This is a genomic window from Sinorhizobium terangae, assembly GCF_009601505.1.
Taxonomy (GTDB): Bacteria; Pseudomonadota; Alphaproteobacteria; order Rhizobiales; family Rhizobiaceae; genus Sinorhizobium; species Sinorhizobium terangae.
The window spans coordinates 25,996-39,471 of the sequence record NZ_WITC01000085.1; the positions used below are offsets into that span (position 1 = coordinate 25,996).

Annotated in this window: 11 protein-coding genes and 1 riboswitch; of the genes, 6 read left to right on the forward strand and 5 right to left on the reverse strand. The window is 61.9% G+C overall.

Going from position 1 to position 13,476, the window contains the following annotated elements; all coding sequences use genetic code 11:
* Nucleotides 1-218: 218 nt before the first annotated feature.
* Both GHK62_RS20030 and GHK62_RS20035 read left to right on the forward strand, forming a co-directional pair.
* Nucleotides 219-1,901, forward strand: a complete 1,683-nt coding sequence (locus tag GHK62_RS20030; protein ID WP_153440866.1) for an NAD+ synthase — start codon at nt 219-221, stop codon at nt 1,899-1,901.
* Nucleotides 1,902-1,903: 2 nt separating this feature from the next.
* Nucleotides 1,904-2,728, forward strand: a complete 825-nt coding sequence (locus tag GHK62_RS20035; protein WP_153440867.1) for a TolB family protein — start codon at nt 1,904-1,906, stop codon at nt 2,726-2,728.
* Nucleotides 2,729-2,752: 24 nt separating this feature from the next.
* Here GHK62_RS20035 and GHK62_RS20040 read toward each other — a convergent pair whose 3' ends face one another.
* Nucleotides 2,753-3,775, reverse strand: coding sequence for a LacI family DNA-binding transcriptional regulator (locus GHK62_RS20040; protein ID WP_184108755.1), 1,023 nt, complete (start codon nt 3,773-3,775; stop codon nt 2,753-2,755).
* Between the two features lie 98 nt (nt 3,776-3,873).
* Between GHK62_RS20040 and GHK62_RS20045 the strand changes: the two genes are divergently transcribed.
* From GHK62_RS20045 to bluB, 3 genes are all read left to right on the forward strand, one after another.
* Nucleotides 3,874-5,067: a phytanoyl-CoA dioxygenase family protein gene (locus GHK62_RS20045; RefSeq protein ID WP_153440869.1), complete on the forward strand. Its 1,194-nt coding sequence runs from the start codon at nt 3,874-3,876 to the stop codon at nt 5,065-5,067.
* Nucleotides 5,068-5,139: 72 nt separating this feature from the next.
* Nucleotides 5,140-5,961: an SDR family oxidoreductase gene (locus GHK62_RS20050; protein WP_153440870.1), complete on the forward strand. Its 822-nt coding sequence runs from the start codon at nt 5,140-5,142 to the stop codon at nt 5,959-5,961.
* Nucleotides 5,962-6,043: 82 nt separating this feature from the next.
* Nucleotides 6,044-6,256: riboswitch (cobalamin riboswitch) on the forward strand.
* A 44-nt stretch (nt 6,257-6,300) separates the two neighbouring features.
* A complete protein-coding gene (bluB, locus tag GHK62_RS20055; RefSeq protein ID WP_153440871.1) occupies nt 6,301-6,999 on the forward strand; it encodes a 5,6-dimethylbenzimidazole synthase in 699 nt (232 codons plus the stop codon).
* A gap of 56 nt (nt 7,000-7,055) precedes the next feature.
* Here bluB and GHK62_RS20060 read toward each other — a convergent pair whose 3' ends face one another.
* The 4 genes from GHK62_RS20060 to GHK62_RS20075 all read right to left on the reverse strand — a co-directional run bounded on the left by GHK62_RS20060 (nt 7,056) and on the right by GHK62_RS20075 (nt 12,383).
* Nucleotides 7,056-8,183 carry a DUF2865 domain-containing protein gene (locus GHK62_RS20060; RefSeq protein ID WP_184108753.1) on the reverse strand — a complete coding sequence of 376 codons (1,128 nt, stop codon included), beginning with the start codon at nt 8,181-8,183 and terminating at the stop codon, nt 7,056-7,058.
* Nucleotides 8,184-8,369: 186 nt separating this feature from the next.
* Nucleotides 8,370-9,014 (reverse strand): acyl-homoserine-lactone synthase, encoded by a 645-nt coding sequence (locus GHK62_RS20065; protein WP_153440872.1) that lies wholly within the window; start codon nt 9,012-9,014, stop codon nt 8,370-8,372.
* A gap of 153 nt (nt 9,015-9,167) precedes the next feature.
* On the reverse strand, nt 9,168-9,905 hold the full coding sequence (locus tag GHK62_RS20070) for a helix-turn-helix transcriptional regulator (protein ID WP_153440873.1): 738 nt from the start codon (nt 9,903-9,905) through the stop codon (nt 9,168-9,170).
* Nucleotides 9,906-10,076: 171 nt separating this feature from the next.
* Nucleotides 10,077-12,383, reverse strand: a complete 2,307-nt coding sequence (locus tag GHK62_RS20075; RefSeq protein ID WP_153440874.1) for an NADP-dependent malic enzyme — start codon at nt 12,381-12,383, stop codon at nt 10,077-10,079.
* A 176-nt stretch (nt 12,384-12,559) separates the two neighbouring features.
* On the opposite strand from GHK62_RS20075, the gene GHK62_RS20080 reads away from it, so the two are divergent.
* Nucleotides 12,560-13,405: a UDP-2,3-diacylglucosamine diphosphatase gene (locus tag GHK62_RS20080; protein ID WP_153440875.1), complete on the forward strand. Its 846-nt coding sequence runs from the start codon at nt 12,560-12,562 to the stop codon at nt 13,403-13,405.
* Nucleotides 13,406-13,476 lie beyond the last annotated feature (71 nt).

Consider the following 13,476-nt stretch of genomic DNA (forward strand, 5'->3'; position numbering starts at 1 on the left):
CATGTTGAACGGGGGATGAATGGCTAAACCGGCTAAGATGGTTGCGAGTTCCATGCCCGCAAAAAGACCGTGATCTCGCCACGTAAAGGGCGGGAAATGCAGAATTTTTCGGAATTTTTGAATTGAATGCGATTGGCTGTGGGTTTTTTGTCGCCGTATGCGCTAAGAACAGGGCGTATGTCAGATGTATTCGCTGAGAACAGACCACAGGCCCCCTCATGACTGCACAGAAAGCCGCTCCCTCAACGCTACGGATCGCCGTGGCCCAGCTCAATCCGACCGTTGGCGACATCGCCGGCAATCTGGCGAAGGCACGCGAGGCGCGCGCGGACGCGGCGCGCCAGGGCGCCGATTTGCTCCTGTTCACCGAACTCTTCATTTCCGGTTACCCACCGGAAGATCTCGTTCTGAAACCGGCATTTCTGAAGGCCTGCCTGCAGGCGGTGGAGAGGCTCGCCGCCGATACGGCAGATGGAGGCCCGGGCGTCGTCATCGGCTTTCCCCGTCAGGCCGGAGCGCTCCGTCACAATTCGATCGCGGTCCTGGACGAGGGCAGGATCATTGCGATCCGCGACAAGGTGGATCTCCCCAACTACGGCGAGTTCGACGAGAAGCGGGTGTTCGACGCCGGTGGAATGCCCGGACCCGTCAACTTCCGCGGCGTGCGCATCGGCATACCGATCTGCGAGGACATCTGGGGCGAGCTCGGCGTCTGCGAGACACTCAAGGAAAGCGGCGCCGAAATCCTGCTTTCTCCGAACGGTTCGCCCTATTACCGCGGCAAGGTCGATATCCGCCATCAGGTCGTCCTCAAGCAGGTGATCGAGACGGGTTTGCCGATGATCTATGCAAATCAGCTCGGCGGTCAGGACGAACTGGTCTTCGACGGTGCGAGCTTCGCCTTCAACGCGGACAAGTCGCTCGCCTTCCAGATGAGCCAGTTCGAGGAGGCGGTCGCGATCTCCGAATGGAGGCGGGGCGAGGAGGGTTGGACCTCGTCAAACGGGTTAAATTCCCGCATACCGGAAAGCGACGAGGCGGACTACCGCGCCTGCATGCTGGGTCTCCGGGACTACGTCAACAAGAACGGCTTCAAGAATGTCGTGCTCGGCCTTTCGGGCGGCATCGACTCGGCAATTTGCACGGCGCTCGCCGTCGATGCGCTCGGCGAGGAACGGGTGCGCACCGTCATGTTGCCGTACCGATATACCTCGCAAGAGTCGCTGAAGGACGCCGAGGCCTGTGCTAAGGCGCTCGGATGCCGCTACGACATCGTCGCGATCGAAGAGCCGGTGGAAGGCTTCCTCAACGCGCTCTCCGATGCCTTCGAGGGCACCGAACTCGGCATTACCGAGGAGAACCTCCAGAGCCGAACGCGCGGGACGATCCTTATGGCGATCTCCAACAAATTCGGCTCGATGGTGGTCACGACCGGTAACAAGTCGGAGATGTCGGTCGGCTACGCCACGCTTTACGGCGACATGAACGGCGGCTTCAACCCGATCAAGGACCTCTACAAGATGCAGGTCTATGCGCTTTCGCGCTGGCGCAACAGCGCGGTGCCGCCTGGCGCGCTCGGGCCTTCCGGTGAAGTCATTCCGCAGAACATCATCGACAAGGCGCCTTCTGCCGAACTCCGGCCGAACCAGACCGACCAGGATTCGCTGCCGCCCTATCCGGTGCTCGACGACATTCTCGAGTGCCTGGTGGAAAAGGAGATGAGCACGGAGGAAATCGTCGCCCGCGGGCATGACGAACCGACAGTCCATCGCGTCGAACACCTGCTTTACATCGCCGAATACAAGCGCCGCCAGTCAGCCCCGGGCGTGAAAATCACCAAGAAGAACTTCGGTCGCGACCGGCGCTATCCGATTACCAATCGTTTCCGTGACAGGGGATAGCAATGCGCAGTTCGGTGGAGATCTTCGACATCGGCAGTGGCGAGGCTCGCATCGTCTGGCAGACAGAGCGACTGGTCGAGGCGCCGAACTGGTCGCCGGATGGACGCTATCTGGTGATCAACGGTGATGGCCGGCTTTATCGTCTCGCGCTTGACGGCTCCGAACCCGTTGAGATCGACACCGGCTTTGCCCGCCAATGCAACAACGACCACGGCATTTCACCGGATGGTCAGACGCTCGTCATCAGCGACAAGAGCGAATTCGGCAAGTCGGCGATCTACGTCCTGCCGATCGAGGGCGGGGTGCCCCGTTTGGTGACGCCGAATCTGCCGTCCTACTGGCACGGCTGGTCGCCGGACGGGCGGACACTTGCCTACTGCGGTATCCGCGATCAGGTCTTCGACATCTACACGATCCCGACCGAAGGCGGCGAGGAGCGTCGCCTGACCCACGGCGAAGGGCGCAATGACGGGCCGGACTGGTCGCCGGATGGGCACTGGATCTATTTCAATTCCAGCCGCACCGGCCGCATGCAGATCTGGCGGGTTCGCCCCGACGGCAGCGATGTGCAACGCATCACCGACAGCCCTTATGGCGACTGGTTTCCGCATCCCTCACCGGATGGCCGGCACCTGCTGGTGCTCTCCTATGACGGCGACGTCTTCGACCACCCGCGTGATCTTGACGTCAGGCTTCGCCTCATGGATCCGGAAGGCGGCAATGCGCGCGTGCTGTTCGAGCTCTTCGGCGGGCAGGGGACGATGAATGTTCCAAGCTGGTCGCCGACCGGCGAGGCATTTGCGTTCGTGCGGTATCAGCCTGAGTGATTCCCTCGCAGCATGTACGTCGCCTCAGGCGACCGGCAGATTGTAGGGCGTGATCACCTCGACCGCCGAAAGGCACTGGCCTCCGGAACCGGCGACAGCCGTTCTTCTTCCCATGATGGCGCGAAACGCCGTACGCGCGTCCGTCTTCAAGTCATGATGCAGCACGAAATGCACGCGTCCGTCCCTCAGGAGTTCCAGATTTTCCTGGTCGAGATCATGAGCGACGAAGAGTGAACAAGTCCGGTCGAGCTGATGGAAAGCGGCAAGCACGGCGCGGTTTCCTCCGCCGATCGAATAGGCGGCGTTGATCTCGGGGTGACGCGTCAGCGCATCAAGGGCGAGGACGCCGGTTTCCTCGCTCTTGCCAAAACCCTCGCCGATCTCGACGATACCAATCGAAGGGTAGCGCTCGCGCAATATCCGGCGGAAACCGATCTCCCGCTCCTCTTCTCCGCGGAAGCGGTTGCTTGAGAGCGTGACCAATACGGTCGCCGCCTGACCGGCGAAGCGCTCGCCGATCAGATAGGCGGCGGTCTCGCCGGCCGCGCGGTTGTCGGCCCCTGCATAGGCCGTTCTAGCGGAGTGTGGAAGATCGGTGACGAGCGTCACCACCGCTATGTCCGCGCTTTCGAGCCGCGCCACGGCAGCGGTCACTTCGGGCACATCCGGTGCCTTGAGGACGACGCCATCGGTGCCACGCAGGCGGATCCGGTCGAGCAATTGCGCGATCTCCTGTGCTCGCATCGTTTCTGCCAAATGAAAGCGGCAGCGGAAGATCGTCGGCATGAAGGTCGTCGCTTCATTTTCGAAAGCGCGTCGCACGGCGTCGGTAAAGCGCTCCGGCGCTTCCATCACCACGTCGATCGCATATTTCCGACCCTGGATCTCCATGCCCGCCTGTTGCTTCTCAAGCTCGCGGATCGCCGCCTTGACGCGCGCTACCGTCTGCGGGCGCACCCCCGTCCGATCATTGAGCACCCGGTCGACCGTGGCCGTGCTCACACCTGCCTGAAATGCGATATCCTTGACCAGAAACGGATGTGCCACGAACAAGCCTTGTGATGGTTTTTTGATGGATTCCTGCTCTATCCCAGAAGCGGGCGAGACGTATAGTCGGTGCTGTATTTTCTCGAGGAGGAGACCGGATGAAGATCGACAACACGGCGAGGAGGCGCGTCGAACGCGTATGGCTGACGGAGGAATCCTGCAGCATCGAGGCGTTCCGCGCCGAGGTCGAGCGCCGCACCAACCCGATCGACTATCCGCATGCAGCCGATTGCCAAAAGAACATCCTGATCTATGACAGTGCCAGCCTCGTTGCCGATTGCAGGACGGATGACGGTCGGCGCGCAGCTCTGGGGGAGATTTGCGCGGTGCTGGCCGAAGGGCCGGGCGTTGCGGTGTTCAAGCGCGCCTTCACCGACACAAGCATTATCGACGAAGCAAGCCGTGTTTTCGACGAGATCATCGAGGAGCAACACCGCACGAACAGTGGCGGCGGCGACCACTTCGCCAAGCCCGGTGCCAACGACCGCATCTGGAATTCGCTGGAGAAGCATTGCCTGCGCTCTCCCGAAAATTTCGCGGCCTACTACGGCAACGCGGTCATCGCGCTCGTCAGCGAGGCCTGGCTCGGGCCGAACTACCAGATGACGGCGCAGGTCAACCGCGTCAATCCGGGCGGCGCGGCACAGTCGGCGCATCGGGACTATCATCTCGGTTTCCAGACGTCGGCGGTCATCGAGCAATATCCGGCACATGTGCACAAGCTTTCGCCAGTTCTGACGCTGCAGGGCGCCGTTGCCCATTGCGACATGCCGGTCGAAAGCGGGCCGACCTTGTTCCTGCCTTACAGCCAGAGCTATTTGCCCGGCTATCTCGCGCTGAAAAGGCCGGAGTTCAAAGCATATTTCGACGAGAACCACGTCCAGCTTCCGCTTGAGAAGGGCGATGCGGTGTTCTTCAACCCGGCGCTCTTCCATGCGGCGGGCACCAACCGGTCGGCAGACATCAAGCGCGTGGCAAATCTCCTCCAGGTCTCCTCCGCCTTCGGACGGGCGATGGAAACGGTCGATCGCGAGCGGATGTGCGCCATGCTCTATCCGGCCCTGAAGGCTCTTGCAGCGGACGGAAGGCTCTCGGCCGGCGAGATTGCCAATGCGATCGCTTCTTGCGCCGAAGGCTACTCGTTCCCGACCAATCTCGATCGCGACCCGCCGCTGGGCGGCCTGGCACCGAAAACGCAGGCACAGCTGATGCATGAAGCGCTGGCGGCCGATTGGGAAACCAAATCCTTCGTGGAGGCACTGGCCGCGCAGGCGGAGAAAAAGAGAAGCTGAGAAATGCGACGGGGCGATACTCCCGACGCTAAGGAGTGCGGGAGCTTGGAAGCGAAATAGAGGAGGAGTTACATGAGCACGGACTATGGCCGCCTTGATGGCAAGGTCGCTATCGTGACAGGCGGCACACAGGGGCTCGGTGCAACGATCGCGGCGCTCTTTGCCGAACGGGGCGCGATCGGCATCGTCATCTGCGGGCGCAACGCTGCCAAAGGCGAGGCAAGAGCAGCCGAGATTGGCAAGGCGACCGGCACCAAGGTGATTTACGTGGCCGCCGATCTCGAGTGGGTCGACGACGCCCGCAAGGTTGTTGCGGCTTGCGACAGGGAATTCGGCCGGGTGGACGCATTGGTCAATGCCGCTGCCATCACCGACCGTGGCACGATCCTCGACACCACGCCGGAACTCTTCGACCGCATGTTCGCGGTCAACGTGCGCGCGCCCTTCTTCCTCATGCAGGAGACGGTGAAGGTAATGCGGCGCGAGAAGATCGAGGGCACGATCGTCAACATTGGCTCGATGTCGGCCAAGGCGGGCCAGCCCTTCATTGCCGCCTATTGCGCCTCGAAAGGCGCCCTGGAGACGCTGACGAAGAACACGGCCTACGCGCTTTTGCGCAACCGTATCCGCGTCAACGGCCTCAATATCGGCTGGATGGCATCGGAGGGGGAGGATCGCATCCAACGCGAATATCACGATGCACCTGCGGACTGGCTGGAGAAGGCCGCAGCCAACCAACCTTTCGGCCGCCTTGTCGATCCGGCCGAGGTGGCGCGCGCCTGCGCCTATCTTTCCTCGGCGGAATCCGGTTTGATGACGGGTTCGGTGATCTGCTTCGACCAATCAATCTGGGGCGCCTACGATGGCTCCCCGCATCCGGCGGCGCCGCTTTGACGCGGCGCCGGTTCTCCATGCCGCGCGGAGGCTTTGGGTGAGGCGAGCCGCTTGGCTCGTCTTGCCTTTCGCCGTCGGCTGTGCCCATATGCGGCCGTCAGGTGCCCGCCACGGCGGGAGAATCGGGAAGCCGGTGCAAATCCGGTACGTGCCCAACGCTGTGATGGGGACGGTCGCGCGAATACAAGTTCTGAATTTTGTTCAGGACATTGCCACTGAATCCTCAAGTGATTTGGGAAGGCGGCGCGGCTGGATGAACCAGAGTCAGAAGACCGGCCTGGCGAGATAGACCGGCCCCGCGCGGACGGCGGGAGGTTGTGCATTGTTGGGGATCGAACGATGCGGCCTGACCCGAGCGGCTGCCTGACGGCGGCTGGAGCCTTTTCGCCGGACGAGCGAGACGCCGTCTACCGCGCCATTGAAACACGCCGCGATGTGCGTGATGAATTCCTTCCCGATCCGCTGCCGGACGAACTCATTACCCGTCTGCTTGGTGCCGCCCATAGCGCGCCATCGGTCGGCTTCATGCAGCCTTGGAACTTCGTGCTCGTTCGTCAAAAGGTGACGCGAGCGAAGGTCTGGGAGGCGTTCGAGCGCGCCAACGAGGAAGCGGCGCTGATGTTTTCCGGCGAGAGACAGGCACAATACCGATCGCTGAAACTTGAAGGCATTCGCAAGGCACCGCTCAGCATTTGCGTCACATGCGATCGCACGCGCGGTGGCGCGGTCGTGCTCGGACGGACGCACAATCCGCAGATGGATGTCTATTCGACCGTCTGCGCGGTCCAGAACCTCTGGCTCGCCGCGCGCGCGGAAGGTGTCGGCGTCGGCTGGGTCAGCATTTTCCACGAGCAGGAGATCAAGTCGATCCTCGGTATTCCCGAGCACATCGAAATCGTCGCCTGGCTCTGCCTTGGGTTTGTCGATCAGCTCTATCAGCACCCGGAACTCGCCGTGAAGGGATGGCGTCAGCGCCTGCCGCTCGAGGACCTTGTCTTCGAGGAAGCGTGGGGCGTCCCACAGGCAAACAGCATCTGAATTCAATACGATAAGCGCAGTATCTCCACTGCTTTGACAGCATGCGGCAGATGGGCTCAATTGCCCTGGACCGGCTGGTAACCCGGACCGAGCGGGTGCTTGAGGTCGATCGCGCTTTTTTCTTGCGGCAGGAATGCCGGGCCCACGACACGGACCTTGCTGTTCGCCGGGTCGTAGGGCCTTTCCCGCACCGGCTTTGCTTGTACCGATCCCGCGGCCGGCTTCAGGTCGCCATTGATCGTGATGACCGACGGCTCGCTGCCGGTCGTCGCCTTCCTGCCATTTTCTGTTGCCGCACTAGCCGGGATTCGGCAGCCGCAAACTCCTGGCGCACCGACGCCGCGCGTCCGGTAGGCAAAGGCCGTCGGCAGCTCGGTATAAGGCCTTCCGGTCAAGGCCGAGACCATCTGGTCGCTCTCTTCCGTGGCGAGAACGTGGTAGTAGAGTTCCGTCTGCGCACCGGGGCAGCGTGCCTGACACAGCTCGGCGTCACGGGCAAAGTCCGCGGGCGTCGCATTTGACGAGATCGGGAAAAAGGCCCCGTCGCAGGTGCGGACGCACATTGTCCTGAGGCTGCCCATGGGCTCCTCGTGCAGCAGGGGAAAATCCTGCGTCTCGCTGTCGTCACCCAGCAGCGGATAATCTTCGCTGTCCGGCGGAAGATCCCTGAGGATATTGCGGGGGAGCTCGGCATCATCGACCGCAGCACTCGCGAACTCGTCCTGCTCCTCGACTGGATCCTGGGCATTGGCCCCGTCATGGCAGCCGTTCAGTTCCAGCGCCGCGAGAATGCGCCGGCGCGTGTCGCCCGTGTCGCCAGATATCAACGAGTGGCGGTGCGCCTTGAGCCGTTGAAGGTTGTCCTCCATGCGGGCGATGGTCTCATCCAGCGCCGCGCATGCCTCATCATTGTCACCACCGATGACGACGACACTGCCGGTGCCGCACTCCATCCGGCGTCGCTCGTTCTTCGCCCGGCGGAGCTCGATGTTCTGGCGGGAAACGGCACCCGTGAAATCGCGCAGGTTAGCGGTTGGGTTGACGGCCGTGGAGAGATCAGTGAGCCGTGCATTCAGGCGTTCGCAAACAGTCGAGGCCGACGCACCGTCAGCGCCCGCCAACAGCAGCGGGAGCAGGGCCACCACCACGGATTTGAAGTTCCGGGATATGACGATCCGGGGCACTGGCTTTCGTCTCTTCTGCCTTGGTGCGCGATCCGTTCTTCGAGGACTTTCGCGACCGCCAACTCCTGTTTCTCCATATCATAAGGCGTTGACGTAACAGCGCAACGTCCAGGGAGAGTTTGCGTTAACAGGGCACCGCAGCAAGAGAGAATTGGCCGGGCCGCGACGGCGGCCCGGCGAGACGGATCAGGCGGCCCGTGCTGTTTCGAGCGACATCGGGCGTTCGAGCACGGTGCCCTCGATTGCGGCGACATGCTTCATCGTTTCAAGTAGTTCTCGCGTCACTTCCCACGCGACTGCCACGGCGAAGACGGAGCCGATCCGGTGAGGATCGGCAATGCGCTCGCCGGGGCAACCCATCCGACGGAACATTCTTTCCAGGAAGACGTCGGTGACCGTGACGATATGGCTGACGCCGGAGGCAAGGCCCAGTTCGCCCACACCACACATGAGTTCCGCAGCGGCGACCGTTACCTGGTTCGACGAGCGATCCTGCGAGATATCCGGATCGATGCAGAAGCGGCTCGATTCCCACACGGAAGCGCTACGGATCTCGGGATTGTCGCCGAGCAGAATCGGAAACGTATCGTCCAGCATGTTCGGCCCAAGCGTCGGCAGCAGCCGCAGCGATCCGCGTAGCTTTCCGGTATCCGGTGCGTACGACATTACATAAAGGGGGTTCGCCTTGTCGTAATGGTCGATTTCCCACTCGCCGTCCGTCTTCACGTCCCATTTCAGGAAGTCATGGAACACGCGCTTGCGCAGCCGGAACATTTCGTCGATGGCCCGCGGGTGCTGTCCGCGAGCGTTACCGTTCACAATCCTGATCATCTTTCGCTCCATCGTTTTTGCGCGATGGGCAAATGCTGTCAGGCTGAACCGACACATGTAACTGTCGGTAGTGACAGTTCAAAAGGAGATTTTTTCCCACTAAATTTGCGGGGCTTTTGTCCAGAGGCTACCGCAATGGTTAATTTGAACCCGTCAGATGGTGGGGATCAGGGCGTGGCGAACCGCCTGCGCCACGGCTTGCGTATTGGAGACGACATTCAATTTGCGGCGCGCGTTGGTCATGAAAAAGCGGACGGTACGCTCGGATATGCCGAGGATCGTGGCGATTTCCCAATAGCTCTTGCCGGCCGCCGACCAGGTCAGCACCTCGGTTTCGCGGCCCGTCAGCCGCATGTCGCGCTCATCGATCGCCCCTGCCGTGGCCGCATGTTCCAACATCGATGCGTGGAAGAGGTTGGCGGCCAGCTGGAAGTCACGCAAATGGCAGCGCCGATAGATCGACCATTCCGCAGGCGACATGTTGGCGTTGATGGCGAGAAGCGCCATGCGCCCGGCAGGTGACGGCAGCGGCAGCGCAACGCCCTCTGTCGAAAGCCCGATTTCCTCCGCTGCATGGAAGAGCGGTTCGCACTCGGGGAATCGTCTGCGGGCGGTCGTCCATTCGACAGGTCTCACGCCACCAAGCGCAAGCCGCAGGATGGGATCAATGCGGTAGAGGGCTCTCGTTCGATAGATTTCCGCGGCATAGGCGCCGAACGTGTGGTGTAGACGGCATACCTTTAGTCCGTCGGCAAGGGGCTCCGCTTCCAAGTATAGCAGATGCGCGATCTTGAAAGTGCGGCGCATCAACGCGAAGAATTGCTCGGGTTCGGCGCAGCCCCCGTACTCCACAATGTCCAATAGATCGAGGACAGCCTGTTGATCCGTCATGCCCAACACCGAATCTTGCCCCTAGATAAGCATGGTAATGGGGGCATGCTTTGTCTAGTGCAATATTTCGTAAACGCTGCAAACTATTGCCCTTTCTAAATTCATGGTTGAATTTCGATCGGGGTAAACGTCAGGGCCGCCCGGGTCAGCGGCCCGACGTGTGCCTTTCCGTTACACCGGATGGCTTGCCTCGACGACCGCAAGAGCAGCCATGTTGACGACGCCGCGTGATGTGACCGACGGCGAAAGAATATGCGCGGGCAGGGCGGAACCCAGGAGGATAGGCCCGACATGCAGGCTGTCCGTCATGGTCTTGACCACACCGAGCGTGATGTTGGCGGCATCCAGATTGGGGAACACGAGCAGGTTGGCCTCGCCGTTGAGCGCGCTGTCCGGCATCACACGCTGGCGCAGGATCTCGGAGATCGCCGAGTCGCCGTGCATCTCGCCGTCGACTTCGAGGTCGGGCGCCAGTTCACGCACGAGCTGCAGGGCCGCACGCATTTTCGATGCGCTTTCGGAGTCGCGCGAACCGAAATTCGAGTGCGACACGAGTGCCGCACGCGGGGTGATACCAAAGCGGCGGATTTCTCCGGCCGCCATCACGGTCGTCTGCGCAATCTCCTCGGCGCTCGGATTGTAACTCACGTAGGTATCGGTGAAGAAGGTCGCGCCGCGCTGCGAGATGAGCAGGCTCAGCGCCGAGAAATCGCGAACGCCCGCCCGCTTGCCGATGATCTGCGAAACATCGCGCAGGTGTCTGCTGTAGCGCCCTTCTACGCCGCAGATCAGCGAATCCGCCTCGCCGCGCTTGACCGCAAGGGCGCCGATCACCGTCGTGTTCGTGCGCACGATCGTGCGGGCCGCTTCAGGGATGACACCGCGTCGGCCGACGAGTGCGAAATAGTCGTCAACGTAGTCGCGGTAGCGCGGGTCGCCTTCAGGATTGACGACCTCGAAATCGACATCCGGGCGGATCCGCAGGCCGTAGCGCCGCAGACGCGTCTCGATAATCTGCGGGCGGCCGATGAGGATGGGATTGGCGGTGCCTTCCTCGAGCAGCACCTGCGCGGCGCGCAGCACCCGTTCGTCTTCGCCTTCGGCAAAGATGACCCGGTTCTTCGCGGCGTTTTTGGCGGCCGCGAAGACCGGCTTCATGATGAAGCCGGAGCGGAAGACGAAGCGGTTCAATTTGTCGAGATAGGCGTCGAAATCCTGAATGGGGCGGCTCGCGACGCCGCTTTCGGCCGCTGCCTTCGCGACGGCCGGGGCGATGCGCAGGATCAGCCGCTGGTCGAACGGCGAGGGGATGAGATAGTCCGGTCCAAAGACCGGCGTCTCGCCGGAATAGGCGCGTGCGGCGACATCCGAAGGCTCCTCGCGCGCAAGTCCGGCAATTGCGCGCACCGCCGCCATCTTCATTTCTTCATTGATCGTGCGCGCACCACAATCCAGCGCGCCGCGGAAGATGTGCGGGAAGCAGAGAACGTTGTTGACCTGGTTCGGGAAATCGGATCGTCCGGTGCAGATCATGGCGTCCGGGCGCGCCGCGCGGGCCAGTTCCGGCATGATCTCCGGAGTCGGGTTGGCAAGCGCCATGATCAGCGGCTTCTCGGCCATTTGCACAAGCAGTTCGGGTTTGAGGACGCCGGCGGCCGAGAGGCCGAGGAAAACGTCGGCGCCGCCGATGCTGTCGGCTAGCACGCGGTTGTCGCTGTCCTGCGCATAGACGGCCTTCCACTCGTCCATCAGCGCTTCACGCCCCGTGTAGACCAGACCCTCGATATCGTGGACCCAGATGTTCTCCCGTTTGGCACCGAGCGTAACGAGGAGGTTCAGGCAGGCAAGCGCCGCCGCGCCCGCGCCGGAGGTGACGATCTTCGCCTTGGCAATATCCTTGCCGGCGAGTTCGAGGCCGTTCAGAACGGCGGCAGCAACAATGATCGCGGTTCCGTGCTGGTCGTCGTGGAAGACCGGTATCTCCATCTTTTCGCGCAGGCGCCGCTCCACCTCAAAGCATTCCGGCGCCTTGATGTCCTCGAGATTGACACCGCCGAAGGTCGGCTCCAATGCCGAGACGACATCGACCATGCGATCGACGGTCGGTGCGTCGATCTCGATGTCGAAAACGTCGATGCCGGCGAATTTCTTGAAGAGCACGGCCTTGCCTTCCATGACCGGCTTGGAGGCAAGCGGGCCGATGTTGCCGAGGCCGAGAACAGCCGTGCCGTTGGAGATTACCGCGACCAGATTGGCGCGCGCGGTGAAATCGGCGGCTGTTTCGGGATTGTCCTTGATGGCGATACAGGGCGCGGCGACGCCGGGCGAATACGCAAGCGCCAGATCACGCTGGTTTCCGAGCGGCTTGGTCGGCTGGATCTCAAGCTTGCCCGGGCGCGGGTAGCGATGGAAGAAAAGTGCCTGCTGGTCGATGTCCCCGCTTGCCGGGACCGGTTTCGCTTTGTCGCCCGTATTCATGCCTTGCATTCCTCGTTCTTGATCGGGGCCTTTTGGCATGAATTGCGGGCGGCGTACAGTTATGCTCTGGCTCATTTCCGACGCCCGATTTGTCGCACGCGCACCGCGTGTCATCTTCCTGAAACACGAGTCTGGTTTTGACGGGCGTCAAAAGGATCAACCAAGACGAGGCTCGCATGACCGCAGCATCGGTATCCCAACAGAACTCGGTTCGGAAACTGCGGACTCTCTTCATCTCCGACGTCCACTTGGGCTCGAAGGCGGCCAAGACCGATTACCTGCTCGACTTCCTGCGCCATCACGAGGCGGAAACCATCATCCTCGTCGGCGATATCGTCGATGGCTGGCGCCTGAAGCGCAGCTGGTATTGGCCGCAACCCTGCAACGACGTGGTCCAGAAACTGTTGCGCAAGGCCCGTAAAGGCTCACGTATCATCTACATTCCCGGCAATCATGATGAGTTCATGCGGGATTTCCCGGGCGTGCACTTCGGCGGCATAGAGGTGGCCCAGCGCCACATGCACAAAGCCGCGGACGGGCGCAACTATCTCGTCCTGCATGGCGACGAATTCGACGTCGTGGTGCGCAATGCGCGCGTGCTCGCCTATTTGGGCGACTGGGCCTACGACATGGCGATCGCGATCAATATCGGGCTCGCGGCAATCCGCCGTCGTCTCGGCATGCCGTACTGGTCCTTTTCCTCCTGGGCAAAGCTGCAGGTCAAGCACGCGGTGAATTTCATCGGCGAGTTCCAGAAGGTCGTTGCCGAGGAGGCGCGCCGGCATGATGCGCAGGGCGTCATCTGCGGGCATATTCATCACGCGGTGATCGAGGACATCGGCGATGTCCGCTATATCAACACCGGCGACTGGGTCGAAAGCTGCACGGCAATCGCCGAGCATTACGACGGCCGGATGGAGCTTATCACCTGGCACCGCATGCGCGGCGGCATGGTCGAGGTGGAAAGCTCCGACGAGGCCGAGAAGATGCTGGCGCGTGTCCTCGCGCCGCAGGCCGCCTGATTTGGCGCGGCGCGGGACGGTTTCGTAGCTTTCCCACACTGTTTTCAGACAAACACCTGTGGCGAAAACTG